The organism is Rhizobium sp. USDA 4016 (assembly GCF_056279705.1).
Genome location: NZ_JBWCCY010000004.1, coordinates 2,604,135 through 2,629,417, shown reverse-complemented (window position 1 = coordinate 2,629,417; position 25,283 = coordinate 2,604,135). Strand labels below are relative to the sequence as shown.

Here is a 25,283-nt window from a genome sequence, read left to right as displayed (position 1 = left end):
GAAGGACGGCCGAGCCGCGAGAGTGTCTGGTTACAAGCGTGGCTAGTTGTCGCTCGCGCTGAAGGTGCGCACAAACCCAATGTTGCGACCAGTTGGGCTGACGCGTGCCTTACGGCATTCGATGCGCGTTTTCCGAAAATGAAGGAATCCTAATTTGCCAACCCCAAGACTTTCAGACGAACTCGCCAAGGAAGCCGTCGACGCATTCATAGCTCTCGGCGAAAAGCAGGCGGCTGCCGATCTTCTGGGCATCCCGCGCCAGACATTGAACTCCCGCTTAAAAGTCGCAGCAGAGCGCGGCATGCTGGGCACGAAGCCGGTGTTGCCGGGATTTCGTATTAGTCAGGTCACGAGCACGCCGAACGGTGATTTCGTCCAGCAAAAGCCAGAGCGCGGCGAGGAATTCGCAGTTCCCGCCGGCCATACGGTCAAGGGCGTTTCGGCGCTCGTCGATGCGGACGGCCGGACCGTTCAACAGTGGGTGAAGACCCGCAACGAATACGCGCCGCAGGACATCGCTGCTATCCTCAAGGAAGCGTTCGCTGATGTTCCGGCCGCTGAGCCAGTCCCGCTCATCGTGGCTCCGGCAAGTTCGCTTCTTACGCTCACGCCACTTGCGGACTGGCATATCGGGCTCTTCTCGTGGGGCAAGGAAACAGACACCAACTGGGATCTTCGGATTGCCGAGAACGTTATCGGCGACGCAGTCGATGATCTGATCTCGAGAACGCCACCAAGCGGCCACGCGATCGTTCTTGGCGGTGGTGACCTGCTGCATTCGGATACGAACGAGAATAAGACGGCGCGCTCTGGCAACGCTCTTCAGGTCGACGGACGTTACCAGAAGGTGCTGATGACGGCTTGCCGTCTCGTCGTGCGGGCGATCGATGCCAATCTGCGAAGACACGGCCATGTGACGGTCCGCATTCTGCCGGGCAACCACGATGAGCATGCCTCCGTCGCAGTCGCATACTTCCTGCTCGCCTGGTATCGCAACGAGCCGCGTGTGACGGTCGACGTTGATCCGTCTCTGTTCTTCTGGTTCCGTTTCGGCAAGGTGCTTCTAGGCGCCACCCATGGCCACACCGTCAAACTCAAGGACATGGCGAGCATCATGGCTCACCGACGCGCCGAGGACTGGGGCGCGACGCTGTTCCGATATATCCACGGCTTCCACATTCACCACACCAGCAAGTTTGCTACCGAAGGCAACGGCGTGATCTCAGAATCGCACCAAACGCCGACGCCGCAGGATGCTTGGCATTTCGCCTCTGGCTTCTTGTCTGGCCGCAGCATGCAGTCGATTTCGTACCATTGGGACTTCGGCGAGGTTTCGCGTGTTCGCGTCGCCATGATGGACGCCGCTAACGACAATGTGCCGGCAGAGCAGAGGAGGGCTGCGTGAGCGGCTGGTACAATCCAGACGCATGGTCGGCACCATCGCGCGTCGTGACCGACATCTGGGAGCCGAAGGTTTCTCGGATACTCGGTCCCGACGGGCAACCGATTCCTTACCGGCCGCAGCAGCAGCCGATTGGCTTTTATAGGCTAGGCGAACGGGTAAAGCAAAATTAACCCCCAACTGCCGCCGACCACCAATCGGCGGCAACCACCACGAAAGAGGAGATATCATGACCAAAACCATGACCATTGAGGACGTGCAGAGGCGCGTCAACGCCATGCCCGCAGCGATGAATGCCCAGGGACTGCGCGAACCGGAAGTAACATTTTCCATCAGGGCGAATTCGGAGATTTCCGTCTACCTCAGATGGGCAGACAAGAAGACGGCTTATGGCAGCGCCTACCATAGCGTCAAAGGAAAGACGCCAGCAGAACTGCTGCGCAACGCTGACGCCTTCATCGCAGCCCTGCCGTCGCCGGAAGAAACCCGCATGAAGGAGTTCATGACGGCACTTTCGGATGTGATCGAGCTCGGCAGACAGAACGGAATCGAGGTCGATTTCGTCAATCCCCTGGTCGAGACGATGAAGCGGCTGTCCTCGAACATCCTCACCGATCAGCGGGAGGCCGCGTGATGACCAGCAAAACCATTTACGACCCGCCAAGCGGGTGGCGCTTTGGATTTCCACGCCCTTATCTCCCGCTGCCGGACGAGACGCTGGAAGAAACCCTGCTGCGTGACGGCTATCCACAACGCGAGATCGACAACGGCGGCGCCAAATACTGCCGTTTCTGGGAACACAAGGAGGCCGCGTGATGTCAGTTATAACCTTTTCGCCAAAACCTCATAACGACATCGCCGACGAGACCTTCGGCCCGATCGACAAATACGTGCCGGCGAATGATAACGTGCAGCCCGTAGACGAGAGCGGCGCATCGGCTGGCTTTGGCGTCGCCGATGTACGAGGCCAGTACATCGGCTTGCGGCGCGGTGAGCGGTGTAACGATCTAGGCGTGGACCATCCGCAGATGTTCGACGCCGTTCGACGCGGCGACTGGATGGAAACTTATCGCGGCGGGAGGTTCTGGCCTCTCGACCCACGCGCTGACGAAGTATTCATCGAGGACATCGCGCACAGCCTATCAATGCAATGCCGATATGCCGGCCACTGCCATCGCTTCTACAGCGTCGCAGAGCATTCCGTGCTCATGGCCCGCCATCTGCGCTGGGAAGGCGTTGACGTAGCGCTGTACGCCTTGCTGCACGATGCCGGCGAAGCCTACCTAGTCGACGTGCCGCGACCGCTGAAGCGCCACCTGCCAGGCTACAAAGAAGCGGAAAAGCGCGTCATGAACGCAATATGTGCGCAATTCCGCCTGCCTGACGACATGCCCGCAATCGTCCACGATGCTGACACGCGTATCATCGGCGACGAGCTCGAGAACATGGCGCCTATGGACTGGCACGCGAAGCACAACGAGCCGCTCGGCGTGCGTTTGAAATATTGGTCGCCGGCAAAGGCGGAAACGGAATTCCTGGCGACCTTCGAGGCGCTAATGGGTTGCAGGGCGAGGGAGATGGCGTGATGCTTGCCGCTGCCAACGATAACAGCCAGTTCAAATTCTACGTCTATGCATGGCAATACCCTGACGGCGGAACTTTCTATGTCGGGAAGGGGCGCGGTCGGCGAGATATAGATGAATCAGCTGGCCGCAACAAAATATTCAAGCGCATCGTAGCAAAAATTCGTCGCGAAGGAGGCGAGCCGTGCGTCGTACGCTGGCATGAGGGCTTGCGTGAGGAGGACGCGTTACGTCTGGAGATGGCATACATAATGCTGCTTGGACGCCGAGATGCAGGAACTGGATTTCTTTGCAACCTGACTGACGGTGGTGAAGGTGAATCCGGCCGGATACTTAGCGAAGACCACCGAGCGAAAATCGGGATGGCATCTTCCAATAGAAGCGCCGAGACGAGAGCAAAAATCAGTGCGGCAAACACCGGAAGGAAACTGAGCGTCGAACATCGCACGAAGATTGGACTTGCTCAGATTGGCAGGCCGAAGAGTGAGTCGGTAAGAGCTAAGCTTCGCGCGTCCAGAATTGGCCCCGCCACAAGCGACGAGGTGCGTGAAAAATTGCGCGACGCAAACCTCGGTAAGAAACACAGCAAAGAGACGCGAGAAAAAATCGGAGCCGCCCACAGGGGTATGACACGCAGTCCGGAGGCACGAGACGAGATGACTGCGGCCAGAAGAATGCTAGGCCCACTTAGGGGTGAGTTTAAAGGTGTTTCGTTTTTGTTGTGTGAGAACAAATGGCGCGCTCGAATTCGGATCAACGGCAGAAATAAGAGTCTCGGCATATTCCCGGCCGCAGAGGAGGCAGCTCGCGCATATGATAAGGCAGCATACGCTGCTTGGGGTGATGAGTGTTATCTCAACTTCACAGATGGAGTGGCTGCATGAGTTGGGGATTCCATGTTGGAATGATGGTTCAATGCATCGATGCCAAGCAACCCGAGTACACGTCTACGCCGTCCGATCTAATCGAGGGCGAGGTCTATAAAATTCGCTGGGTCGGCATGCATCACCACTATGTCGAAGGCGAGTATCTCGGCGTGCGGCTAGAGGGCATTGAGCGCGGCACGTGCATGATATGGAGCGACGTTGACACGCCGTTTCGTGCCAGCAGGTTTCGGCCGTTGGTTCGTGACCGTTTGGGAAGCTTGCGCGCCTTGCTGGCTGGCGGGCCTGTGGCGCCGTCGATTGAGGAGCCTCGCCGCAAGGTGGAAGTTAAGGAAGAGGAGAGGGTATGAGCGACAATCAACCGCGATACACCACCGCCCGCTTGCACTCGGAAGTGGCCAAGGCGAAGGCGTATGGACGCCGTGAGGCGCTAGAAGAGGCAGAGAAAGCCATCATGGAATATGATGGCACCTACTACATCGATCATCGCGGCGTGAAGCAATGGCGACTGCCGTCGCGCCATGACTTCGTGGCAACCATCCGCGCATTAGCAGCAAAGGAAACCGCATGACAAGCCTTGCACAACAACTCGCATCCGACGACCGCGGCTGCATCACCGCAGTGCCTGCCGCAAACGACAACGTTCCTCCTAAATTGCGCGCGCTTGGTGCTGCAATCGGGAAGGTGGAGCGGGATTTTTCGAAAGCTGAGATTGACAATAATTTCTACGTCACGTTCCGAGATGCAGCCAACGACAACCTGCCACCCGTTGTCGCCTTCACTGGCGTTGCTGGTAGCGGCAAGTCCACAGCCACCAAGTACCTCGTCGAGCAGCGCGGCTACACGCTCGTCAAGTTTGCAGGGCCGCTGAAGGATATGATGCGGGCGCTGGGCCTCGAGGAGAGTCAGATCGAGGGCCACCTGAAGGAAACGCCGACATCGATGCTGGCCGGCAAGACACCGCGGCACGCTATGCAAACACTCGGCACAGAGTGGGGCAGGAACTGCATCGGCGAGAGCTTCTGGGTTGGCGTCTGGAACCAGCGCGCCAATGTTGTCATTGCCAACGGCGGCCGCGTCGTAACGGACGACTGCCGCTTTCAGAACGAAGCGAAGGCAATCCGTCGCCTCGGCGGAGACATCTTCAAGATCGCCGGTCGTGGCGGCATCGCTGGATCGCACGAATCAGAGCGCGGTTGCGGTGATGAGGATTTGACTATCGTAAACGCGGCCAGCATTGAGGAACTTCACGGCAAGATCGAGGAGGCGCTGCGACGGTATGGGTGAGATTCCGGACGATGTCATGGCAACGGCCTGCGATGCTTATGAGCGCCTTCAGGAGGTAGGAGCCATACCCGAGAACACGACGGATGACGCTCCTGCTGTATACGTCATCGCCCGCGCCATCCTCGCAGAGCGTCAGCGTTGCGCGGAGGTGGCTCGCAAATGCAAAGAGCGCGATCCTGCAGAAGATGGGAACAGTCACTGGGCAGCAGACGAAATAGCCGACGCTATTCTAATGATACCTTGAAGGCTCATTGCGCGCCTTAAAGTAACCTAAAGGGAACACAGAAGCCACGCTGCCTCGTAAACAGCGTGGCTTTTTTCATGCCACCATCCGGTTAAATCATAATGCACCTGAACGGACGACCGTGCGCCTCGCCATATACCCAGACATGATACATCTGTCGACCTCGAGCGCTTAGCGACCTAGACAGGACAATTGCAGAGAGATCCCCGAATTGCGCGGCCTGTCCGATTCGGAACTTCCACGTTGCGACATAGCACCGTCTTCGTGCCGGCGCATCACCACTACCAGCGTCGTCTTTTTTCTCTGGTAAACCCCCAGGCTCCCCTTCGATTCCGCCGAGACATCCGGCGATACCGCATACCGTGCATTCAACCAGCATCATGCTACCCCTTAAGCACGGCGATCGGCACCGTAGCCGGGAGTTGATAACCAGCCATCACGACCAGCCAATGCGCCTTTAGGCAAGCCTTGGACATCGGGCACAACGGCGCGCCGCTATGCACGGACGGAAGCATTCGCGCTACCGCGACGCATTGCTCCCGGCCAAGCTAATGGCCAAGGCAGTGCGCCAGCCGCTAAGCTGCGCATTAGTTCGACCCGCACCCTTGTGCGAGCCTAGTGATGGTCAGGGTTATCAAGCCCGATTCAACTATTACCCCAAACGGGTTAGGGAGCAACATAGTGAATTTTGAGGATGATCGAACGTTGATTAATGTGTTGCTAATTGACAACTGAGGGTGTGCCGTAACGATGCCGGTCCGTATGACGCCATATATATAATGAGTGGCGGCATCATAGGTGCCGCAGAACGAAATAAGCACATATCAAAAACGCCACTGTGCTTAATATGGGATGTTTTTCAACGTTTTGTGTGTTTTGTTCGCGGGCCGTTCCGTGTTTTGGCGTATCGAGTGGAACGGCAATAAAAATGCGGAACAAACGAAAAAAGCCCTTGCAGCACAAGGGCTTTCTCTTTATCTGACCCTCTACCGGAGAGGTGGCCGAGTGGTCGAAGGCGCTCCCCTGCTAAGGGAGTATACGTCAAAAGCGTATCGAGGGTTCGAATCCCTTCCTCTCCGCCACGAAACGTTGGTCCATACCGCACACATAGGCAACGATCTTACCTAAGTGTAGTGCACCCCGATTTTGAGACAGAAAAATGGCAGCAGTTCTCTGTTAGGAGGACTGATGAGGACGGACGATCCTGGGCGGCGGTTCAGTCGCGAGTTTAAGCTGGCCGCGGTTCAGCGAATGGCTGCCGGGCCCAATGTCGCCGATCTCGCGGGCAATCACCCTATCTCTCAGGTCGGGGGAAAAATCATAAAATCGGTTTGTTCTGCCCTCGGCCGATACGCATCCCCTGAAATCGAATCCCTCCGCGCCAGAATCGGCTGAAGAGAATCAATTCTCACCCGGAAGTGATTCCTGCGGTGAAGCATCGTCAATTCGGATGCCCCCTCAACCACGGTCGCATTGCGGGGCTGTCATAAAAGCCGCCGAATCCGGCTGGAAATTGGTATCAATGCGGCACAGGATGCGTCGTGCCATACATGTGAGGCGATGCTAAACCCCTGCAAAACCGGCAGTTTCTTAACAAACCATAAAGAAATGCGGCGGCGCCTGCCCAACTTGTGGCCTTTCAGCAACAGGGCGGCGGTAAGGCTGATGCAAATACCACAAAGGAGTAAGTTGGTGATTGCGTGACAGGCGCGGTCTTGTATTTTCAACCTCGGAAGCGAGGGCGGTTGATCGTCCGACTTCTTGAAACATGGGGATGGGGCAGGGAACGCTGCTCAAGGCGAAAAATCCCAGACCCGATCGAAACTTTGAATTTGGAGGTCACTATGAACATCAAGAGCCTTCTTCTCGGCTCCGCTGCTGCTCTCGCAGTAGTTTCCGGTGCTCAGGCCGCTGACGCTATCGTCGCTGCTGAGCCGGAACCGGTTGAATACGTCCGCGTCTGCGACGCTTACGGCACCGGCTACTTCTACATCCCGGGCACGGAAACCTGCCTGAAGATCGAAGGTTACATCCGCTTCCAGACCGACTTCACGTTCGGCGACCTCGCTGATAACGGCGGCGGCGAAGACTGGTCGGCCCGTACCCGCGGTCAGGTTGCCTTCACGGCGAAAAGCGACACTGAATACGGTCCGCTCACCGGCGTTATCGTCTATCAGGCAAACTTCCGCCCGAACGGTATTGCCAACAGCCAGGATGATCAGAACGACACGGTTATCGATGAAGCCTACATCGATCTCGCCGGCTTCCGCGTTGGTAAGTTCGTCAACTGGTGGGATGCTGACTTCTCCGGTGAAACCGAAGTTATCAACAACAACACCAACTTCAACGCGATCCGTTACCAGTACGACTCTGGCGACTTCTACGCCGGTATTGCTGTTGAAGAGCTGACCCGTACCGGTCTGGGTCTCGACAACGGTGGCAACAACGTCGGTATCGACGCTGCTGTCGGCGGCAAGTTCGGCGCCCTCAGCTGGGAACTTCTCGCCGGCTACGACCTCGACCGCGCCGATGGTGCTGTCCGTGGCATCATCTACGCAGACATCGGCCCGGGCACCTTCGGTCTCGCCGGCGTCTGGGCGAGCGGCCCGAGCGACTACTACGACAACGGCGAATGGGCTATTGCTGCTCAGTACGCTGTCAAGGCAACTGATAAGTTCACGATCACCCCGGCTGTTCAGTACACCGACAGCATCGACATCGACCCCGTGGATGACGATTTCGACGGTGGCAGCGAATGGCGCGCTGGCGTTACGCTCGACTACGAAATCGTCGAGAACCTGACGACGAAGGTGACGGTTAACTACATCAGCCAGGACCACGACAATGGCGATGAAGACGAAGATGGCGTAACGGGCTTCTTCCGCCTGCAGCGTTCGTTCTAATCTAATCTGATCTGACTTCGGTCAAATCGGGAAGCCCGGCTTTCGAGCCGGGCTTTTGCTTTGCGGGTGTCTGCTTCCGACGGCCCCGAGACGGAAGCCTTTAGAGGTCGCGGAGAAAGCGACGGATTTCCCCCGCCACATCATCGAGATGCAGCAGCGGCGCATGTCCCTGACATCTTGCTGTGAACTGCCATGCCGCCGGATGCCGCCGCAGCATCTCTTCGACCGTTGCCTTTGACAGCAGTTTTGAAGTCTCGCCGCGGATAACCAGCAGCGGTATCGCCGCCATTGCGTCGAACGGCTTCCAAAGATCCGGCAGCGGCTTGCTGAAATCGGCAGCGATCACTGCTTCGGCGATGGCCGGATCGATATCCGTGACCAAACCATCATCGGTTTCGCGATAAATTGCGTGGGCCATGCCGCGCCAATCGAAGGCGGAAAGAGCGGGAAATTCCGCCTCGTGCAGGTCGCGAAGCAATTCGGCCGCATCGTCCCAGTCACGAGGCTTTCGCGGATTTGCGAGATAAGCTTGAATATGCCGAAGCCCTTCCAGTTCGAGCACCGGGCCGACATCGTTGAGCACCACGGATGCCAGCAGTTCCGGCTTCATCTCGGCGATGAGATGCAGGATCAGCCCGCCACGTGACGTTCCGATGAAGACGGCTTGGGTGATGCCGAAGGCGGCGCAGGCGGTCAGAACGTCGTTTGCTTCCACGCCGAGATTGTAATTCTGCTTGTTATCGTCCCACGCCGAGCGGCCGCGTCCCCGATAGTCGAGCGCGATCACGCGTCTGGGACGCTCCGGGTCCTTCGAGAGGATCAGCGCAAGCTGATGAAAATCGCGGGAATTGCGTGTCAGGCCGGGAAGGCAGATTACCGGCGCGGAGACGGATGCCGACGGATTCCCGGCTCCATAGTCGCGGGCGTAGAGCTTGAGCCCTCCGACGGACAGGTATGTCTTCTCCTCGAAGCCTTCGGTGGTGTTTGAAAACATTGCGATTTCCCAGTTGTGCTCAGGAAATCTAGCCTGCTTCAGCGTCAAAGCAAATCGATCAGGATGAAGACCGCCCGCCGATCAGGTCGCGCTCGATATCCGGCGTCTGCCCGAGCCGCGCCTTATAGACCTCGTAATTCTCCATCACGCGCTGGACATAGTTGCGCGTTTCCGGAAAGGGGATGCGCTCAATCCAGTCGACGATTTCAATGATGGATTTGCCGCGCGGGTCGCCGTAGCGGCTGATCCATTCGGGCACGCGCTTCGGCCCGGCATTATAAGCGATAAAGGTCAAGATGTAGGAGCCGCCGAAGGCGTCGATCTGTTCGCCGAGATAATGCGCGCCGAGCGTGGCGTTGTAGCCGGCGTCCGCCGTTAGCTTGTCGGCTGAATAGGTGATGTTGTGGCGCTTGGCGACTGCCTTGGCGGTCCCGGGCAAAAGTTGCAGAAGGCCACGGGCGTTTGCGGGCGAGACGGCGGTGGGGTTGAAAGCGCTTTCCTGCCTTGCGATGGCATAGGCGAGCGCCTTGCCCGAGCCGGAGATATTCGCGTTCGAGGGAATGACGCCGACAGGGAAGGCCAGCGCCGCGACATCGATCCCGCGCGCATAGGCGATCTTGCCGACCTGCAGCGACAGGTGATGGTTGCCGGAGCCTTCCGCCTGCGCCGCCAAGATGGCAAGTTCGCCGGCACTTTGAAGCTGCTCGGCGAGCGCCAGGTAAAGGCTTGCCGCACGCCAGCCATGGCCAGCGGCCTCAAGGCGCGAAATCGCCTGAACGGCTTCGCGGGATTGGAGGCGCTGCCGGTCTTCCCTTGTGGGCGACGGATAGGAGACGTTGAGCGTCTTACGCCCCAGCCGCTCAGCTGCGAGCTGACCGTAGAAAGTGCTCGGGAAGTTTGCTGCTTTTGCGTAGAATTCGCTGGATTTGCCCGCCCCGCCGGCTTCTGCGGCGCGGCCCAGCCAATACCAGGCCCGCGAAACGGAAATCGGACCGTTCGAAACCTGAAGAATCTTGCGGAAATGCGTCTCGGCCGTCGCCGGATCCTGCAGTCCGCGCAACGCGTACCAGCCGGCGTGGAATTCGGCTTCGACAATATCTGCCGGGTTCGTCGCGACGTGGTTGGCGACGACGCGGTAGGCGGCCTTGAATTGGCCCTGGTCGACGAGGCCGCGGCTGACGATGCGCTGCTCGTTCCACCATTCGCCGGAATTCACCAGTTCATCGCGCGCCGAAGGCATTTGCGCCAGAAGCTTGGCGGCTTCGGCATATTTGTCCTGCTTGCGCAGATATTCGATGCGGGCAAACAGATAGCCTGGGTCATTCGACCATTTGCCATCAACGGCATAAAGGAGCGCGCCGGCATTGGCCGCCTTGCTCGCGACCGCCGACCATGCGTTGTAGAGGGACTGCGCCTGGCCCATGTCGCCGAAGCGCTTGGCCTGCGCCGTCCGGCCGCGATACATCAGATATTCCATGCGCGCCTTGTGGTCGGCGGCGCCGAGCAGTGCTGAGAACTCCGCCAGGATCTTGTCTTCGGTCTCCTTGTCGAGTGTTTCGCTGCGCCAGACCTTGCGGATATGTTTCGCGGCTTGCGTTTGTCTGCCGGCAGAGACCAGCGCTCGCGAGAGGATGATCGCGCCTGGGGTCGTTTCCGGCGCGCTGTCGCCGAAAGCCGCAAGGATTGCAGCCGGGTCCGGATTTTCGTCGTAGAGTGCGCGCTCGGAATAAGCGCGCAGCTTGGTAAGTCCCGGCCAGCCTTTGAGTTCCTGTGCCGCGCCTGCGATTTCATAGGAAGGCACGCCCTTGATGCCGGAAACGGCGATCGACCATGTCAGGATATGCCGGTCGAGCGTGCCCTTGGCCATGCCGTTGCGGATCGAGATCGCCTGCTGCGCATTCTTGCTGGAAAGCGCATCTAATCCGGCCTTCAGGTTTCCGCTCACGGGCGCGACGGTCGTGCTGCGCGGGATGGCGCCGGTCATGATCGATTCAGGTGCCGAGGTTTGCGGCACGAAGCCGATCGGCCTTACCTCGCGTACCGGAGCGCCCGTGTCAGGCAGCGGCGAGGCGGCGCTGCTCCACGCGGCGGCCGCAAGGCCGAGGGTGGAGAGGATCAACACAGCTTTTTTCATCCGGGATACTCGTCAGGAAAATATGCCTCGAGTTTCGCAACAGGCCTCTTAATGAAACCTTACCGAAACCGGTAAAATTCGTTCACATTTGATGTCGGAATTTGCCCTAAACCGATCCATGCGCGCTTGTCGCGGCGATTTCGCCGCTTTATGGTGCGCAACCTATATTCAAGGAATGCGGCTGAAGCGTGGATATCGGCCGTGAGGAGTTGCGCATGTTTAAGGGATCCATTCCCGCCCTCGTCACCCCCTTCACTGATGCTGGACTGGTGGATGAAGCCTCCTTCGCTTCCCATGTCGATTGGCAAATCAGGGAAGGCAGCAGTGGTCTTGTTCCGGTCGGCACGACCGGCGAGTCTCCGACGCTGTCGCATGGCGAGCACAAACGGGTCGTGGAAATCTGCATCGAAGCGGCGGCCAGGCGCGTACCGGTCATGGCGGGCGCCGGCTCGAACAATACGCGCGAGGCGATCGAGCTTGCCCAGCATGCCGAAAAGGCGGGCGCCGATGCCGTGCTCGTCGTCACGCCTTATTACAACAAGCCGACCCAGAAGGGCCTGATCGCGCACTTCTCGGCCATCGCCGAGGCCGTCAGGCTGCCGATCTATATCTACAACATCCCCGGCCGCTCGGTGGTCGACATGACGCCGGAAACGATGGGCGCGCTTGCCAAGGCGCATTCGAACATCGTCGGCGTCAAGGATGCCACCGGCAAGATCGAGCGCGTTTCCGAACAGCGCATTACTTGCGGCAAGGATTTCCGCCAACTCTCGGGCGAGGATGCGACGGCACTCGGCTTCAACGCCCATGGCGGTGTTGGCTGCATATCGGTAACGGCGAATGTCGCGCCGCGTCTCTGTGCAGAATTCCAGGCGGCAACGCTTGCTGGCGATTACAATAAGGCGCTCGAATATCAGGACCGCCTGATGCCGCTGCACAAGGCGATCTTCATGGAGCCGGGCCTCTGCGGCGCGAAATACGGCCTCTCTAGGCTCGAACGCATGAGCCGCAACGTGCGCTCGCCGCTGATCTCCACGCTGGAGCCGGCGACAGAAGCGGCAATCGATGCCGCGATGCGTCACGCCGGTCTGCTGAACTGAGCGAAGCTGGAAGGCGGGTTGCGTCCGTCTTCACAAGTTTCGGCTGCTCCCCTACATAAGGGCAGGAAATGAGGGCGCGGGGTTTTGCGCGTCCGCAAGGATTGGATTGAATGATGGCCCCCAAAGGCAGCCAGCGTATCGTGAAGAAGGTCGTGGCCGAAAACCGCAAGGCCCGCTTCAACTACGAAATCATCGATACATATGAAGCCGGGCTCGTTCTGATGGGCACCGAAGTCAAGTCCTTGCGCGAAGGCAAGGCCAATATCGCTGAATCCTATGCTTCGGATGAAGGCGGCGAGATCTGGCTGATCAATTCCTACCTGCCGGAATATCTGCAGGCCAACCGCTTCAACCACGAGCCGCGCCGCCGCCGCAAGCTGCTGCTTTCGAGCCGCGAGATCAACAGATTGCGTGCCGGCATCAACCGCGAAGGCATGACGCTGATCCCGTTGAAAATCTATTTCAATGACCGCGGCCGGGCGAAGATGGAACTGGCGCTCGCCAAGGGCAAGAAGCTGCACGACAAGCGCGAGTCCGAGAAGGAGCGCGATTGGAACAGGCAGAAGAGCCGCCTGCTGAAGGACAATGGCTAAGCGATGCGAAGGCTGAAGATTTCGGTGGCGTCGCAAGTCTTCGTGGCGAAGCTGGAGGTCGAAAAGGCGCCGAAAACCTGCGCGGCGTTCACGTCGCTGCTGCCCTTTCGAAATCAGACTATCCATTCGCGATGGAGCGGGGAGGCGATCTGGGTGCCGCTCGGCGATTATCAGTTCGGCGTGGATTTCGAAAATCACACCTGCCATCCGTCGCGTGGCGATATCCTGCTTTATCCGGGCGGGCACAGCGAGACAGAGCTGCTCTTTGCCTATGGCAGCTCGTCATTTGCGAGCAAGATGGGCGCTCTTGCCGGCAATCATTTCCTGACGATCGTCGAAGGCTGCGAACAACTCGATGACATGGGCAAACTGGTGCTCTGGAAAGGCGCCCAGCCGATCCTGTTTGAGGCTTTGGATTGAGAATTACTCCTCGAAGTCGCTCGCCGGGGCGATCTCGACAGGCTTCTGCGGACGTTCGGACGGGTCGCGGCCGATCTCGCTTTTCAGCGACAGCAGATCGATGAAGTGATCCGCTTGGCGGCGCAGGTCGTCGGCGATCATGGGCGGCTGCGTCGCCATCGTGGAGATGATCGACACCTTGCGGCCCTTGCGCTGAAGGGCTTCCACAAGGGTGGTAAAATCGCCGTCGCCGGAAAAGATGACAAGGTGGTCGACGGTTTCGGATTGCTCCATGGCGTCGATCGCCAGTTCGATATCCATGTTGCCCTTGATCTTCCGGCGGCCCATGGAGTCGGTGAATTCCTTGGCAGGCTTGGTGACGACCTTGTATCCGTTGTAATCGAGCCAGTCGATCAGCGGGCGGATGGAGGAATATTCCTGATCCTCGATCAGCGCGGTGTAATAGTAGGCGCGCAGCAGGTAACCGCGTTTCTGGAACGCTTTCAACAGCTTGCGATAATCGATATCAAAGCCGAGGCTCTTGGATGCAGCGTAGAGGTTGGCGCCGTCTATGAAGAGTGCAATTTTTTCGCGTGGGTCGAACATCGCTTGCCAATCCAATTAGAGTAATCCAAATCTTCTTCGGTCAAAATTCCATAAAAACAATGGCTTAGTTAACGAAGAAAGAATAATTCTTAATTTATGAATTATTCATATAAGGGAGATTTAGGGCACGATTCGGCATATTCCAAGCAACTAACGGTGGAATTGTCACATTCACTCGAAAATTTTAGCAGGACGACCCATAAACGGCGGGGCGGTGCATGAAAAACTTGAATTCGTCGGCTTTTAATTGTATCGGGCGTTCTAATCCCGAAATCACGACCGTAAAGGACAGGCAATGGCCCGTGTCACAGTTGAAGATTGCATCGACAAAGTTGAGAACCGCTTCGAGCTGGTTCTGCTTGCCAGCCACCGCGCCCGGCTGATTTCCCAGGGTGCCTCGATCACCATCGATCGCGACAACGACAAGAACCCCGTCGTGGCGCTGCGCGAAATCGCCGATGAAACGCTGTCTCCCGACGATCTGAAGGAAGACCTCATCCACTCGCTGCAGAAGCACGTCGAAGTCGACGAGCCCGAGCCCGATCCGGCAAGCCTCATTGCCGCTGGTGGCGTTGCGGCTGCGGAAGGCGAGGAGCAGGACGATCAGCCCGAGACGATCACTTTCGACCAGATGTCGGAAGAAGAGCTTCTGGCCGGCATCGAGGGTCTTGTGCCTCCGGAAAAGAGCGACGACTACTGATACGTCGCGAGACGATTACCAATCGTCAATCTTGCGCCTTTATTGCTAAGGCATATTATGACCAGTGCGTGCGCCAATCGGTGATTGGCGCGCTTTTGTTTTTATTGGAGTAGTTCCGGGATGATGCGGCAGTACGAGCTCGTGGAGCGGGTGCAGAAATACAAGCCCGACGCCAATGAAGCTCTGCTGAACAAGGCCTATGTCTATGCCATGCAGAAGCATGGACAGCAGAAGCGCGCCAGTGGTGATCCCTATATCTCCCATCCGCTCGAAGTCGCCGCGATTCTGACGGACATGCATCTCGACGAGTCGACCATTGCCGTCGCTCTGCTGCATGATACGATCGAGGATACGACGGCGACACGCGCCGAAATCGACGAGCTCTTCGGCGAAGATATCGGCCGGCTGGTCGAAGGCCTGACGAAGATCAAGAAGCTCGATCTCGTCACCAAAAAGGCCAAGCAGGCGGAGAACCTGCGCAAGCTGCTGCTTGCGATCTCCGACGATGTCCGCGTGCTGCTCGTCAAGCTGGCCGATCGCCTGCACAATATGCGAACGCTCGACCATATGTCGGCTGACAAGCGTGCCCGTATCTCCGAGGAGACGATGGAGATCTATGCGCCGCTTGCGGGTCGCATGGGTATGCAGGACATGCGCGATGAGCTGGAGGAGCTTTCCTTCCGCCATATCAACCCGGAGGCTTACGAAACCGTCACGAAGCGTCTGCAGGAACTCTCGCAGCGCAACGAGGGCCTGGTCAAGAAGATCGAAACGGAACTGCGCGATCTGCTGGTGGCCAACGGCTTGACGACGGCTAAGGTCAAGGGGCGCCAGAAGAAGCCGTACTCGGTTTTCCGCAAGATGCAATCGAAGTCGCTTTCCTTCGAGCAGCTTTCGGATGTCTATGGCTTCCGCATCCTCGTCGAGGATGTTCCAGCCTGCTATCGCGCGCTCGGCATTGTTCATATGCGCTGGCGCGTCGTGCCTGGCCGCTTCAAGGATTACATCTCAACGCCAAAGCAGAACGACTACCGTTCGCTGCACACGACGATCGTCGGCCCCTCCAGCCAGCGCATCGAACTGCAGATCCGCACCAAGCGCATGCATGAGATCGCCGAATACGGCATCGCCGCGCACGCCCTTTACAAGGACGGCGCGACCAATACCGAGGGCGATATTCTCTCGCGCGAGTCCAATGCCTATTCATGGCTCCGCCACACGATCGAGGCGCTGGCCGAAGGCGATAGCCCCGAGGAATTCCTCGAACACACCAAGCTTGAGCTGTTCCAGGACCAGGTCTTCTGCTTCACGCCGAAGGGCAAACTGATCGCCTTGCCGCGCGGCGCAACGCCGATCGACTTTGCTTATGCCGTTCACACCAATATCGGCGACACGACGGTTGGCGCCAAGATCAACGGCCGCATCATGCCGCTGGTGACAAGACTTGCGAATGGCGACGAGGTCGAGATCATCCGCTCCGGCGTGCAGGTGCCGCCAGCTGCGTGGGAGGAGATCGTCGTGACCGGCAAGGCGCGTGCCGCAATCCGCCGTGCCACGCGCCTGGCCATTCGCAAGCAATATGCCGGCCTCGGCCATCGCATTCTGGAGCGCACCTTCGAGCGGGCGGGGAAGATATTTTCCCGGGACGCGATGAAGCCGGCGCTGCACCGCCTCGGCCAGAAGGATGTCGAGGACGCGATCGCCGCCGTCGGCCGGGGCGAGATGTCGTCGCTCGATGTCCTGCGCGCTGTCTATCCTGACCATCAGGATGAGCGTGTCACCGTCAAGCCGAGCGGCGACGACGGCTGGTTCAATGTCCGCAGCGCCTCTGGCATGATCTTCAAGGTTCCAGACAAGGCCAAGACGGAGGCGGAGACGGATGCCGATATGGGTCCGATCCGCGGCATTTCCGGCAATATCGCCGTGCAGTTCGCACCCGCAGGCGCCGTGCCCGGCGATCGCATCGTAGGCATCATGGAGAAGGGGAAGGGCATCACCATCTACCCGATCCAGTCGTCCGCGCTGCAACGTTTCGATGATCAGCCCGATCGCTGGATCGATGTGCGGTGGGACCTGGACGAGGCCAACAAGTCGCGCTTCATGGCGCGTGTGCTCATCAACGCATTGAACGAGCCTGGCACGCTGGCCAAGGTGGCGCAATCCGTTGCAGGCCTTGACGTAAATATCCGTTCCTTAAACACGGTGCGCGTCGCCGCCGACTTCACCGAAATGGCGGTCGATGTCGAAGTATGGGATCTCCGCCAGCTCAACCAGCTGCTCGCGCAACTGAAGGATCTGGATTGCATTGCGACGGTGCGGCGCCTCTACGACTGAGGCGTCTGCACATTTTATAATCGCTTTGTTGCAGAATTCGCGTACCGAAAAGGCAAGGCATGCACGTCTTGCATGGCTGTGCCTATATTAGAGCGTTGGTAATTGTGCGCTGCAGCACCTATCTTCCGGTCATCAGAGAATGAACGAAAGAAAGAGCCAACGCTATGTTTACTCCGATCAAGAAAATCGCCCGCGCTCTTCGCGTTCCAAGCGTACAGGAACGTGAAATGGCATACCTCAACGGTTCGTATGACCGTATTGATCTTGAATACCGTCAGCGCCAGGTTGACCGGGGCCTGTTCCGTAGCCGTTGATTGCGGGTCTAGACTTCCAAGGATGCAAATGGGCGCCATGCATGACGCGCGCCCTTCGGTGAAGAGCTTCGGCGGCGGCTGAGGCGAGCCCCGAGACTTTTGACTGCTCTTGTCATGGCGACCTGCGCTGCCCTAAATAGCTGCCATGCTGTTTCGCCGTAGAAAACCTGCAGGATTTCGTGAAAGGACGCGAGAGTTGTTCTGGCCCCGCAAGGGCTTTCTGCGTCCGCTGCGCTATCTGAAGATGCGCATCCTGCGCCTGACGGCTTCGCCGCACGCCGTGGCAATGGGCGTTGCAGCCGGCGTCTTCGTATCCTGGACGCCGTTCATCGGCGTGCATTTCATCATGGCCTTCGTGCTTGCCTATTTCCTCTCCGGAAACATGGTTGCGGCCGCGCTCGGCACGGCGGCCTTCGGCAATCCCCTCACATATCCCTTCATCTGGGCGGCGACCTGGGAAATCGGTCATCTGCTGCTCATGCGCGAAAATGCGATGACCGGGCAGTCCGTCGATCTGATGGAGCTTTTTCACAAGCTCCGTTTCACCGAGCTCTGGAAGCCGGTGCTCGAGCCCATGCTGATCGGCGCCATTCCTCCGGCCGCCATCAGCTCCGTTGTGCTTTATATTCTGACGTTCTACACCGTGAAGGGTTTTCAGGTCCGCCGCCGCGAGAGGCTGATGGAGCGGGCGCGCCTTCACCTTGCCCATCCCACGCAGGATATTCCGACTGTATGATTTCGTTTCGACAGAGAGGCATCGCATGATCATCGGCATTGGCAGCGATCTCATCGACATCCGCCGTGTCGAAAAGTCGCTTGAGCGCTTCGGCGAGCGCTTCACCCACCGTTGCTTCACCGAGATCGAGCGGGCGCGCTCCGACCGCCGCGCCAACCGCGCCGAATCCTATGCGAAGCGTTTCGCCGCCAAGGAAGCCTGTTCGAAGGCGCTCGGCACGGGCATGGCGCAGGGCGTTTTCTGGAAGGATCTGGGTGTCGTCAATCTGCCGAGCGGCAAGCCGACGATGCAGCTGACGGGCGGCGCCGCTGTCGTGCTTCAGTCCATGCTGCCTGCCGGACACAGGGCGATGGTGCATTTGACGATAACCGATGATTATCCGCTTGCTCAGGCATTCGTGATCATTGAAGCCCTGCCGGAAAGCGCGTGAGGAGCGGCGTGTGGTCGCTTTTAATGTTCGCGGCATTGCCGCCACCCGCCGAAGCCGCTAGAGAGAAGCAAACAGAGAATGCGCCGCTGCGGCGCCTTTAAGGAACAAGACTGCGTGTCCGAAAAAGCCGATACTAAGCCGAACGCCCTTTGGGAAAATATTAAAGTCATTATTCAGGCATTGTTGCTGGCGATGGTGATCCGGACGGTCTTCTTCCAGCCGTTCACGATACCATCCGGATCGATGATGCCGACCCTGCTCGTCGGCGACTACATCTTCGTCAACAAATTCGCTTACGGCTATTCGAAATACTCGCTGCCTTTTTCGCCGAACCTTTTCAGCGGCCGCATCTTCGGCTCCGAGCCGAATCGCGGCGATATCGTCGTCTTCCGCTTCCCCCCGAACCCGGACATCGACTACATCAAGCGCGTCGTCGGCCTGCCGGGCGACCATATCCAGGTGACGGATGGCGTGCTCCATATCAATGGGAAGCCGGTTCCGAAGGTGGCCGACGGCGCCTTTACCTCGGACTACAAGCTCGATCCGGGCGAAGACGTGCCGGTGTTCCGCGAAACGCTCGACGATGGCAAGACCTACGACACGCTGGACCAGTCGCCCGTTTCGCGCGGCGACAACACCCAGGATTTCGTCGTGCCGGAAGGCCATTACTTCATGATGGGCGACAACCGCGACAATTCTCTCGACAGCCGTTTCGACGTCGGCTTCGTTCCGGCGGAAAACCTCGTCGGCCGCGCCAGCGTCATCTTCTTCTCGCTCGGCAACGACACGTCGTTCCGCGAAATCTGGAAATGGCCGGCCAACATGCGGTGGGACCGCCTCTTCAAGGTTGTTGAATGAGCAAAGTGCAGACGCTTTCGGCGGCGGACCGGACGAGGCTTGAAGCCTTGATCGGCCACGAGTTCGCCGGGAAGGAGCGCCTGGACCGGGCTTTGACGCATGCGAGCGCCCGCACGCAGAAGGGCGCCAATTACGAACGTCTGGAGTTCCTGGGCGACCGTGTGCTGGGCCTGTGCATCGCCGAACTGCTTTTTCGCACTTTCGGGACGGCCGGGGAGGGCGAGCTGTCGGTGCGCCTGAACCAGCTGGTCAGCGCCGAGACCTGCGCGGAAGTGGCCGACGAACTGGGTCTGCACCTTTTTGTCCGCACAGGCTCCGACGTCAAGAAGCTCACCGGCAAGCGCATGATGAACGTGCGCGCCGATGTAGTCGAAAGCCTGATCGCGGCACTCTATCTCGATGGCGGTCTTGAGGTCGCCCGCCGCTTCATCCTGAAATACTGGGAAAAGCGGGCGACCCGCGCCGACGGCGCAAAGCGGGACGCCAAGACCGAACTGCAGGAATGGGCGCACGCGAAATTCGGCGTCACGCCGCAATATCGGGTTGAAGATCGCACCGGGCCGGATCATGATCCGCGCTTCACGGTGACGGTGGAAGTGGTCGGCGTGAAGCCGGAAACGGGAGTCGAGCGCTCGAAGCGTGCGGCCGAACAGGTCGCCGCAGCAAAGATGCTGGAACGCGAAGGCATTTGGCTGAAAGCCTCTGCCGGAAATTGACGGGACAATGACGGAAGAAAACGATATGGCGCATGAAGTCGCCGCTGAAACCAATGGCGAAACGCATTCCGGCTTCGTCGCCCTGATAGGCCCGACCAATGCCGGAAAATCGACCTTGGTAAACCGCCTTGTCGGTGCCAAGGTGTCGATCGTCAGCCACAAGGTGCAGACGACGCGCGCCATTGTCCGCGGCATCGCGATCCATGGCAATGCGCAGATCGTCTTCATGGATACGCCCGGCATCTTCAAGCCGCGCCGCAGACTGGACCGCGCCATGGTCACGTCGGCCTGGGGCGGGGCCAAGGATGCCGATCTCATCATGTTGCTGATTGACAGCGAGCGCGGCCTGCGCGGCGACGCGGAGGCGATCCTGGAAGGGCTCAAGGAGGTGCGACAGCCGAAGATACTCCTGCTCAACAAGATCGACCGCGTCAAGCGCGAAGACTTGCTGGCGCTGGCCGCTGCCGCGAACGAGAAGATCGCCTTCGAGCAGACCTTCATGATCTCGGCGGAGAACGGCTCCGGCTGCGACGACGTCATGGATTATCTGACCAAGACCCTGCCCGAAGGCCCATGGTACTATCCGGAAGATCAGATTTCCGATCTGCCGATGCGCCAGCTCGCCGCCGAGATCACCCGCGAAAAACTCTTCCTGCGTCTGCACCAGGAGCTTCCCTATTCCTCCCACGTCGAAACGGAAAAATGGGAAGAGCGCAAGGACGGCTCGGTCCGTATCGAGCAGGTGATCTATGTCGAGCGCGACAGCCAGAAGAAGATCACGCTTGGCAAGGGTGGCGAGACGATCAAGGCGATCTCCTCGGCATCCCGAAAGGAACTCGCCGAAATCCTTGAACAGCCGGTGCACCTGTTCCTCTTCGTCAAGGTTCGCGAGAACTGGGGCGATGACCCGGAGCGGTTCCGGGAAATGGGGCTCGACTTTCCGCGTTGACCGATTGAGAAAGACCGGCAGCTCGAATGGCTTGGCGAAACCAGGCGGCTGCTCATAAAATTTCTGCGGCCATGTCTTTTTTGAATGCAAATCGGTCAAACAGAAAATAAGGTCGGTGATGCCACTTTTCCTCCGATTTTGCTTCTTATCGACAGAATCGGAAAAGCGGCTCACTCAGGTCGCATGGCCTATAGCCCGCTAACCGGGCATAAGGGGGTACCAGAGGTAGAGATGCGGGTTATGCAGACGGTGTGCGCCGTAAACGGCGTTCAGCGAAGGGCGCGGAGATCATGAACGCAAGCCGTGTTCTGGTCCTTGAAGACAGTCTCATCATCGCGATGGAAGCGGAAGATATGCTCCGCGCCGTCGGCGTGGGGGCCATCGATATCGCAAGCGGCCTCGATCAGGCGATGGATGCCGTGAAGTCGGAAACCTATGATTTCGCGCTACTCGACGTCAATCTCGGCGAGGCGATGAGCTTCGGCTTTGCCCGGCATTTGAATGACACGGGCATCCCTTTCGGCTTCGTCAGCGGCTATTCCGATACGCGGGACTTCCCACCGGACCTCCAGGATGTGCCGCTTCTCGTAAAGCCCTTCGACGAAGGTGCGATGCGCGAATTCCTCGAGAAGCTCTTTCCTACTGCCGAATTGGACCCGGCTTCATGACATAGGGCTGTGCTTGCTTTAGGATCAATTCCGCAAGCTTGAGGGTCGTTCGCCATGCAGTGGCAGGATCATGCAATCATTCTTGGCGTCAAACGCCACGGCGAGACCAGCGTCATTGCCGAGGTGATGACGCGTGCTCGGGGCCGGCATCTCGGGCTGGTGCGTTCCGGCCGTTCGCGCGCGATGCAGCCGGTATTGCAGCCCGGCAATGAGGTGGATGTCATCTGGCGCGCGCGCCTCGACGAGCATCTCGGCGAATTCCGCGTCGAGCCGCTGCGGTTGCGCGCAGCACAGCTCATGGAAACAGCCACCGCCGTCTATGGGGTGCAGGCGATGGGCGCTCTTTTGCGGCTTTTGCCGGAGCGCGACCCGCATCCGCATCTTTACGATGCGCTCGAAGTCATCCTCGACAATCTCCACAATCCGGCGGATGCCGGTGAACTTTTCGTCCGCTTCGAGCTCGCCGTCCTCAACGACCTCGGCTTCGGCCTTGACCTTGCCGAATGCGCCGCAACGGGCGCGCGGACCGATCTTGCCTATGTCTCGCCGAAATCCGGCCGGGCGGTCAGCCGGTCAGCCGGTGCCCCCTGGGCGGACAAGATGTTCGTGCTTCCGGGCTTTCTCCGCGCCGACGGCAATGATGCCGCAGACTTCGACAGTCTGAGCGCGGCCTTTCGCCTGACGGGCTTTTTCTTGCATCGCCACGTCTACGAGCCGCGCGGGATCGAAGCGACTGCAGCCCGCGACGGCTTCATTCAGGCAGCCCTGAAGGCACTCAATTCGTCTCTCGGGGCCGTTCCTCCAGCGCCGGACGAGCTCTCGGCCTGAGGGTGGTTTTTCACTGCTGAAAAACATGCTGCGGAATTGGAGGTTTATCCGTTCCGGCGTCCTGCCTATGTCTGCTCATATTGCTTTGGAGGACTTTCATGCTGACGAAGACAGATAATGCGACAACGATCACGCTCTGGAATGGCCGCGAAATCCCGAGGCTCGGCATGGGCTGCTGGGCGATCGGAGGGCCGTTCTTCGCAGGCGACGTTCCACTCGGTTGGGGGGAGGTCGACGATGACGAGTCGATCGAGGCCATTCATCGCGCCGTCGATCTCGGCATCCGCTTTTTCGACACGGCTTCGAACTATGGCGCCGGGCATTCGGAAGAAGTCGTTGGCCGCGCGATCGGCAATCGCGACGATATCGTTATTGCCACGAAATTCGGTTTTGCCACCGACGAGAAAACGAAGCAGGCAACGGGCGCCTTTGCCGATCCAGCCTTCATCCGCCAATCGGCGGAAACGTCGCTGCGCCGGCTGAAGCGCGAGCGGCTCGATCTCCTGCAGTTCCACCTGAACCATTTCCCGCTGGAAGCGTCGGACGAAGTTTTCGATGTACTCGAGGCACTCAAGGCAGAGGGTAAGATCGACGCCTTCGGTTGGAGCACGGACTTCCCGGATCGCGCCGCCCGCCACGCAGGTTGCAAGGGCTTCGTATCCATACAGCACACGATGAATGTCTTTGAGCCGGTGCCGGCCATGGTCGATGTAGTCGAAAAGAACGGCCTGCTGTCGATCAACCGCGGACCGCTGGCGATGGGGCTTCTGAGCGGCAAGTTTACGCCGGAGAAGACAGTCGGCGCCAAGGATGTCCGCGCCACGAGCCTCGACTGGATGGTTTATTTCAAGGATGGGCGCATCGCGCCGGAATTCGCAGCCCGTTTGGAAGCCGTTCGCGACCTGCTGACCACCGGCGGCCGCACGCTGACACAAGGCGCTCTTGCGTGGTTATGGGCACGCTCGCCGCGCACGCTGCCCATTCCCGGTTTTCGCACAGTCGCCCAGGTTGAGGAAAACGCCGGCGCTTTGGAAAAGGGACCGCTGCCACGGGATGTGATGGCACGGATCGATGCGGCGCTAGCCGGCCGCTAACCCGCCGCGCGCACCTTGAAAGCCCAGCCTTCCGGCCGTTCCTCGATGATGGTGACGGCATCGCCGATGGCGATCCGGCCGGTGCCGCGCGGTACGGCATTCCAGCCGAAAATCGCGCCGCGCACGCGGCGGTCTGCCGACATGCGGATGCGGCCCCATGGCAGGCATCGGGTTTGGCATCTCGCGCGAGCCCGTCATTTGGTCCTGCGTCGTCATGATGCAGCGCGCGCAGGGTTTCACGAGATCGAAACGGATGCCGCCGATCTCGATTGCCGCCCAGCGGTCCTCCGGCCAGGCTTCGTCCGTATCGATAACGATGTTCGGCCGGAAGCGCTCCATGCCGACGCTGCCCTCCGCATGCGAGGCGAGGTTGGCGTTGAGCGCTTTCAGCGAGCCGGTCGTTGTCACCAGGATCTGATAGCCGTCCGCGAATGTCATGGGGGTCTCACCGCCTGCCCATTCGGGGTTGGCGATGCGCTGCGCCTGACTATCGAAGAAGACCAGCTTCACGTCCCGTCCGAGCCATTCGGAAAGCCGAGCATTGCTTTCGTCGTCAGCAACTGCGGCATTCACCAGGGATTTCCAGACGACGACATCCATGCGGCGGTCCGGCTGCGGCGGCGGGACGGCGATATCCGGCTTCCCCGTCATCACCAGCCGGAAAGCCTCCGGCTCGGGCTGGACTTCGATCCGGGCGAGTGCCGGCAATTCGCGTTGCGTGATGAAATGACCGTCAGGATCCGTCACCATCGCGCGCCGGTCGCCGGGAAGGCCGAAGGCGTCTACCGCCGAGAAAGGGATGGCGATGGCGCGGGCGCTCTTGAGCGGATAGATAAAAAGATCGCTGACGCGCATTTCGTTCTCCTAAATCTCGTCCATGAATGCCGTGAGGAAGTCGCGCAGACGCTTGTCGCGTTCGGCGGCAAGGGCGCGACCCGCCACCGTCTGAAATCCGTCGGCAAGTTTGAACAGCTTTGTCTGAAAATGGTCAATGGCATAGCGCCGGTCGTCGAGGGGGCGACGTTCGGCAGCCGGATCGAATGGATCATAAAGGCCCGACGCCATGCGGCCGCCGATATAGAAACAGCGCGCCGCGCCCACCATGCCGATTGCGTCGAGGCGGTCGGCGTCTTGCAATATTCGCGCTTCCAGGGTTTCCGGGGTGATGTTGGCAGAAAAGCTGTGGGTGGTGATCGCATGCGCAACGGCCGCGATCTCATCTGCCGCCCAGCCCAGTTTCTTCAGGATGCCGGATGCCTTCTCTGCGGCGAGTGCCGAAGCTTTGGAGCGCAACGGTGAGCTCTTTTCGACCGCGACGCAGTCATGGAGCAGAACGGCGGCGGCTAGGATCCGACCGTTTCCGCCCTCTGTTGCGTGTATCCGCATCGCATTGCGGAAGACGCGCAGGATATGGGCAAGGTCATGCGACCCGTCATCGCCCTCCGCGGCGTAGGGAGTGAGTTTGGCCGCGAGACTTTCAAAAGGAGAAAAGGCCTTGGCTTCGAACATGCCTGTCACCGGATTTTT

At 59.2% G+C, this 25,283-nt stretch carries 26 protein-coding genes, 1 tRNA gene and 2 pseudogenes; 24 read left to right on the top strand and 5 right to left on the bottom strand.

The window, feature by feature from the left end; genetic code table 11:
- Positions 1-154: 154 nt before the first annotated feature.
- From ACZ9DP_RS28535 to ACZ9DP_RS28490, 10 genes are all read left to right on the top strand, one after another.
- Positions 155-1,405 (top strand): hypothetical protein, encoded by a 1,251-nt coding sequence (locus ACZ9DP_RS28535; protein ID WP_476204254.1) that lies wholly within the window; start codon positions 155-157, stop codon positions 1,403-1,405.
- Positions 1,406-1,631: 226 nt separating this feature from the next.
- Positions 1,632-2,036, top strand: coding sequence for a hypothetical protein (locus ACZ9DP_RS28530; protein ID WP_476204253.1), 405 nt, complete (start codon positions 1,632-1,634; stop codon positions 2,034-2,036).
- Complete coding sequence (locus ACZ9DP_RS28525; protein WP_476204252.1) at positions 2,036-2,218, top strand: hypothetical protein; 183 nt, start codon at positions 2,036-2,038, stop codon at positions 2,216-2,218. Before ACZ9DP_RS28530 ends, ACZ9DP_RS28525 begins: the two co-directional genes overlap by 1 nt.
- Positions 2,218-2,988, top strand: a complete 771-nt coding sequence (locus ACZ9DP_RS28520; RefSeq protein WP_476204251.1) for a hypothetical protein — start codon at positions 2,218-2,220, stop codon at positions 2,986-2,988. The genes ACZ9DP_RS28525 and ACZ9DP_RS28520 overlap by 1 nt, the downstream gene beginning before the upstream one ends.
- The gene (locus ACZ9DP_RS28515; RefSeq protein WP_476204250.1) at positions 2,988-3,869 is read left to right on the top strand and encodes an NUMOD3 domain-containing DNA-binding protein; all 882 of its coding nucleotides are present in this window, start codon (positions 2,988-2,990) and stop codon (positions 3,867-3,869) included. The genes ACZ9DP_RS28520 and ACZ9DP_RS28515 overlap by 1 nt, the downstream gene beginning before the upstream one ends.
- Positions 3,866-4,219: a hypothetical protein gene (locus tag ACZ9DP_RS28510; protein ID WP_476204249.1), complete on the top strand. Its 354-nt coding sequence runs from the start codon at positions 3,866-3,868 to the stop codon at positions 4,217-4,219. The genes ACZ9DP_RS28515 and ACZ9DP_RS28510 overlap by 4 nt, the downstream gene beginning before the upstream one ends.
- Positions 4,216-4,440 carry a hypothetical protein gene (locus ACZ9DP_RS28505; protein WP_476204248.1) on the top strand — a complete coding sequence of 75 codons (225 nt, stop codon included), beginning with the start codon at positions 4,216-4,218 and terminating at the stop codon, positions 4,438-4,440. Before ACZ9DP_RS28510 ends, ACZ9DP_RS28505 begins: the two co-directional genes overlap by 4 nt.
- The gene (locus tag ACZ9DP_RS28500; protein WP_476204247.1) at positions 4,437-5,156 is read left to right on the top strand and encodes a deoxynucleotide monophosphate kinase family protein; all 720 of its coding nucleotides are present in this window, start codon (positions 4,437-4,439) and stop codon (positions 5,154-5,156) included. The genes ACZ9DP_RS28505 and ACZ9DP_RS28500 overlap by 4 nt, the downstream gene beginning before the upstream one ends.
- A gap of 1,235 nt (positions 5,157-6,391) precedes the next feature.
- Positions 6,392-6,482, top strand: a tRNA-Ser gene (locus tag ACZ9DP_RS28495).
- A gap of 762 nt (positions 6,483-7,244) precedes the next feature.
- The gene (locus ACZ9DP_RS28490; RefSeq protein ID WP_476204246.1) at positions 7,245-8,303 is read left to right on the top strand and encodes a porin; all 1,059 of its coding nucleotides are present in this window, start codon (positions 7,245-7,247) and stop codon (positions 8,301-8,303) included.
- Positions 8,304-8,403: 100 nt separating this feature from the next.
- Here ACZ9DP_RS28490 and ACZ9DP_RS28485 read toward each other — a convergent pair whose 3' ends face one another.
- Positions 8,404-9,297: an alpha/beta fold hydrolase gene (locus ACZ9DP_RS28485; protein ID WP_476204245.1), complete on the bottom strand. Its 894-nt coding sequence runs from the start codon at positions 9,295-9,297 to the stop codon at positions 8,404-8,406.
- Between the two features lie 58 nt (positions 9,298-9,355).
- A complete protein-coding gene (locus ACZ9DP_RS28480) occupies positions 9,356-11,431 on the bottom strand; it encodes a lytic transglycosylase domain-containing protein (RefSeq protein ID WP_476204244.1) in 2,076 nt (691 codons plus the stop codon).
- 215 nt (positions 11,432-11,646) lie between these two features.
- On the opposite strand from ACZ9DP_RS28480, the gene dapA reads away from it, so the two are divergent.
- From dapA to ACZ9DP_RS28465, 3 genes are all read left to right on the top strand, one after another.
- A complete protein-coding gene (gene dapA, locus ACZ9DP_RS28475) occupies positions 11,647-12,531 on the top strand; it encodes a 4-hydroxy-tetrahydrodipicolinate synthase (RefSeq protein ID WP_476204243.1) in 885 nt (294 codons plus the stop codon).
- Between the two features lie 113 nt (positions 12,532-12,644).
- Entirely contained in the window at positions 12,645-13,124 is a 480-nt protein-coding gene (smpB, locus tag ACZ9DP_RS28470; RefSeq protein WP_022714633.1) for an SsrA-binding protein SmpB, read from the top strand.
- Positions 13,125-13,127: 3 nt separating this feature from the next.
- A complete protein-coding gene (locus tag ACZ9DP_RS28465; RefSeq protein WP_133939409.1) occupies positions 13,128-13,544 on the top strand; it encodes a DUF3830 family protein in 417 nt (138 codons plus the stop codon).
- 3 nt (positions 13,545-13,547) lie between these two features.
- Here ACZ9DP_RS28465 and ACZ9DP_RS28460 read toward each other — a convergent pair whose 3' ends face one another.
- Positions 13,548-14,129, bottom strand: coding sequence for a LabA-like NYN domain-containing protein (locus ACZ9DP_RS28460; protein ID WP_022714635.1), 582 nt, complete (start codon positions 14,127-14,129; stop codon positions 13,548-13,550).
- Between the two features lie 295 nt (positions 14,130-14,424).
- On the opposite strand from ACZ9DP_RS28460, the gene rpoZ reads away from it, so the two are divergent.
- The 11 genes and pseudogenes from rpoZ to ACZ9DP_RS28405 all read left to right on the top strand — a co-directional run bounded on the left by rpoZ (position 14,425) and on the right by ACZ9DP_RS28405 (position 23,756).
- Positions 14,425-14,829, top strand: coding sequence for a DNA-directed RNA polymerase subunit omega (rpoZ, locus tag ACZ9DP_RS28455; RefSeq protein ID WP_022714636.1), 405 nt, complete (start codon positions 14,425-14,427; stop codon positions 14,827-14,829).
- Between the two features lie 120 nt (positions 14,830-14,949).
- Positions 14,950-17,163, top strand: a complete 2,214-nt coding sequence (locus tag ACZ9DP_RS28450) for a RelA/SpoT family protein (RefSeq protein ID WP_074067149.1) — start codon at positions 14,950-14,952, stop codon at positions 17,161-17,163.
- A gap of 164 nt (positions 17,164-17,327) precedes the next feature.
- Positions 17,328-17,477 carry a DUF3563 family protein gene (locus tag ACZ9DP_RS28445; RefSeq protein WP_074067150.1) on the top strand — a complete coding sequence of 50 codons (150 nt, stop codon included), beginning with the start codon at positions 17,328-17,330 and terminating at the stop codon, positions 17,475-17,477.
- 145 nt (positions 17,478-17,622) lie between these two features.
- A complete protein-coding gene (locus ACZ9DP_RS28440; RefSeq protein WP_028739561.1) occupies positions 17,623-18,213 on the top strand; it encodes a DUF2062 domain-containing protein in 591 nt (196 codons plus the stop codon).
- A 25-nt stretch (positions 18,214-18,238) separates the two neighbouring features.
- Positions 18,239-18,643: a holo-ACP synthase gene (gene acpS / locus ACZ9DP_RS28435; RefSeq protein WP_022714639.1), complete on the top strand. Its 405-nt coding sequence runs from the start codon at positions 18,239-18,241 to the stop codon at positions 18,641-18,643.
- 114 nt (positions 18,644-18,757) lie between these two features.
- On the top strand, positions 18,758-19,501 hold the full coding sequence (lepB, locus tag ACZ9DP_RS28430; protein WP_039846693.1) for a signal peptidase I: 744 nt from the start codon (positions 18,758-18,760) through the stop codon (positions 19,499-19,501).
- Positions 19,498-20,217 (top strand): ribonuclease III, encoded by a 720-nt coding sequence (gene rnc, locus ACZ9DP_RS28425; RefSeq protein WP_476204242.1) that lies wholly within the window; start codon positions 19,498-19,500, stop codon positions 20,215-20,217. Before lepB ends, rnc begins: the two co-directional genes overlap by 4 nt.
- A 7-nt stretch (positions 20,218-20,224) precedes the next feature.
- Complete coding sequence (gene era / locus ACZ9DP_RS28420; RefSeq protein ID WP_476204241.1) at positions 20,225-21,166, top strand: GTPase Era; 942 nt, start codon at positions 20,225-20,227, stop codon at positions 21,164-21,166.
- Positions 21,167-21,378: 212 nt separating this feature from the next.
- Positions 21,379-21,834, top strand: a pseudogene (locus tag ACZ9DP_RS28415) (response regulator); the annotation flags it as partial.
- Positions 21,835-21,888: 54 nt separating this feature from the next.
- On the top strand, positions 21,889-22,662 hold the full coding sequence (recO, locus tag ACZ9DP_RS28410; RefSeq protein ID WP_074067155.1) for a DNA repair protein RecO: 774 nt from the start codon (positions 21,889-21,891) through the stop codon (positions 22,660-22,662).
- 98 nt (positions 22,663-22,760) lie between these two features.
- Complete coding sequence (locus ACZ9DP_RS28405; RefSeq protein ID WP_476204240.1) at positions 22,761-23,756, top strand: aldo/keto reductase; 996 nt, start codon at positions 22,761-22,763, stop codon at positions 23,754-23,756.
- Here the strand turns inward: ACZ9DP_RS28405 and ACZ9DP_RS28400 are convergent.
- Together ACZ9DP_RS28400 and ACZ9DP_RS28395 are read right to left on the bottom strand one after the other, a co-directional pair.
- Positions 23,753-24,611 (bottom strand): annotated as a pseudogene (locus ACZ9DP_RS28400) (MOSC domain-containing protein). The gene ACZ9DP_RS28405 and the pseudogene ACZ9DP_RS28400 sit on opposite strands and share 4 nt — an antisense overlap.
- 9 nt (positions 24,612-24,620) lie before the next feature.
- Positions 24,621-25,265, bottom strand: coding sequence for an HD domain-containing protein (locus tag ACZ9DP_RS28395; protein WP_074067158.1), 645 nt, complete (start codon positions 25,263-25,265; stop codon positions 24,621-24,623).
- Positions 25,266-25,283: the final 18 nt, after the last annotated feature.

Bases quoted from the DNA above. Each gene is read 5' to 3' on its own strand.
- ACZ9DP_RS28530 (WP_476204253.1), top strand. From the start codon at position 1,632: ATGACCAAAACCATGACCATTGAGGACGTGCAGAGGCGCGTCAACGCC.
- ACZ9DP_RS28525 (WP_476204252.1), top strand. From the start codon at position 2,036: ATGACCAGCAAAACCATTTACGACCCGCCAAGCGGGTGGCGCTTTGGA.
- ACZ9DP_RS28520 (WP_476204251.1), top strand. From the start codon at position 2,218: ATGTCAGTTATAACCTTTTCGCCAAAACCTCATAACGACATCGCCGAC.
- ACZ9DP_RS28515 (WP_476204250.1), top strand. From the start codon at position 2,988: ATGCTTGCCGCTGCCAACGATAACAGCCAGTTCAAATTCTACGTCTAT.
- ACZ9DP_RS28510 (WP_476204249.1), top strand. From the start codon at position 3,866: ATGAGTTGGGGATTCCATGTTGGAATGATGGTTCAATGCATCGATGCC.
- ACZ9DP_RS28505 (WP_476204248.1), top strand. From the start codon at position 4,216: ATGAGCGACAATCAACCGCGATACACCACCGCCCGCTTGCACTCGGAA.
- ACZ9DP_RS28500 (WP_476204247.1), top strand. From the start codon at position 4,437: ATGACAAGCCTTGCACAACAACTCGCATCCGACGACCGCGGCTGCATC.
- ACZ9DP_RS28490 (WP_476204246.1), top strand. From the start codon at position 7,245: ATGAACATCAAGAGCCTTCTTCTCGGCTCCGCTGCTGCTCTCGCAGTA.
- ACZ9DP_RS28485 (WP_476204245.1), bottom strand. From the start codon at position 9,297: ATGTTTTCAAACACCACCGAAGGCTTCGAGGAGAAGACATACCTGTCC.
- ACZ9DP_RS28480 (WP_476204244.1), bottom strand. From the start codon at position 11,431: ATGAAAAAAGCTGTGTTGATCCTCTCCACCCTCGGCCTTGCGGCCGCC.
- dapA (WP_476204243.1), top strand. From the start codon at position 11,647: ATGTTTAAGGGATCCATTCCCGCCCTCGTCACCCCCTTCACTGATGCT.
- smpB (WP_022714633.1), top strand. From the start codon at position 12,645: ATGGCCCCCAAAGGCAGCCAGCGTATCGTGAAGAAGGTCGTGGCCGAA.
- ACZ9DP_RS28465 (WP_133939409.1), top strand. From the start codon at position 13,128: ATGCGAAGGCTGAAGATTTCGGTGGCGTCGCAAGTCTTCGTGGCGAAG.
- ACZ9DP_RS28460 (WP_022714635.1), bottom strand. From the start codon at position 14,129: ATGTTCGACCCACGCGAAAAAATTGCACTCTTCATAGACGGCGCCAAC.
- rpoZ (WP_022714636.1), top strand. From the start codon at position 14,425: ATGGCCCGTGTCACAGTTGAAGATTGCATCGACAAAGTTGAGAACCGC.
- ACZ9DP_RS28450 (WP_074067149.1), top strand. From the start codon at position 14,950: ATGATGCGGCAGTACGAGCTCGTGGAGCGGGTGCAGAAATACAAGCCC.
- ACZ9DP_RS28445 (WP_074067150.1), top strand. From the start codon at position 17,328: ATGTTTACTCCGATCAAGAAAATCGCCCGCGCTCTTCGCGTTCCAAGC.
- ACZ9DP_RS28440 (WP_028739561.1), top strand. From the start codon at position 17,623: ATGCTGTTTCGCCGTAGAAAACCTGCAGGATTTCGTGAAAGGACGCGA.
- acpS (WP_022714639.1), top strand. From the start codon at position 18,239: ATGATCATCGGCATTGGCAGCGATCTCATCGACATCCGCCGTGTCGAA.
- rnc (WP_476204242.1), top strand. From the start codon at position 19,498: ATGAGCAAAGTGCAGACGCTTTCGGCGGCGGACCGGACGAGGCTTGAA.
- era (WP_476204241.1), top strand. From the start codon at position 20,225: ATGACGGAAGAAAACGATATGGCGCATGAAGTCGCCGCTGAAACCAAT.
- recO (WP_074067155.1), top strand. From the start codon at position 21,889: ATGCAGTGGCAGGATCATGCAATCATTCTTGGCGTCAAACGCCACGGC.
- ACZ9DP_RS28405 (WP_476204240.1), top strand. From the start codon at position 22,761: ATGCTGACGAAGACAGATAATGCGACAACGATCACGCTCTGGAATGGC.
- ACZ9DP_RS28395 (WP_074067158.1), bottom strand. From the start codon at position 25,265: ATGTTCGAAGCCAAGGCCTTTTCTCCTTTTGAAAGTCTCGCGGCCAAA.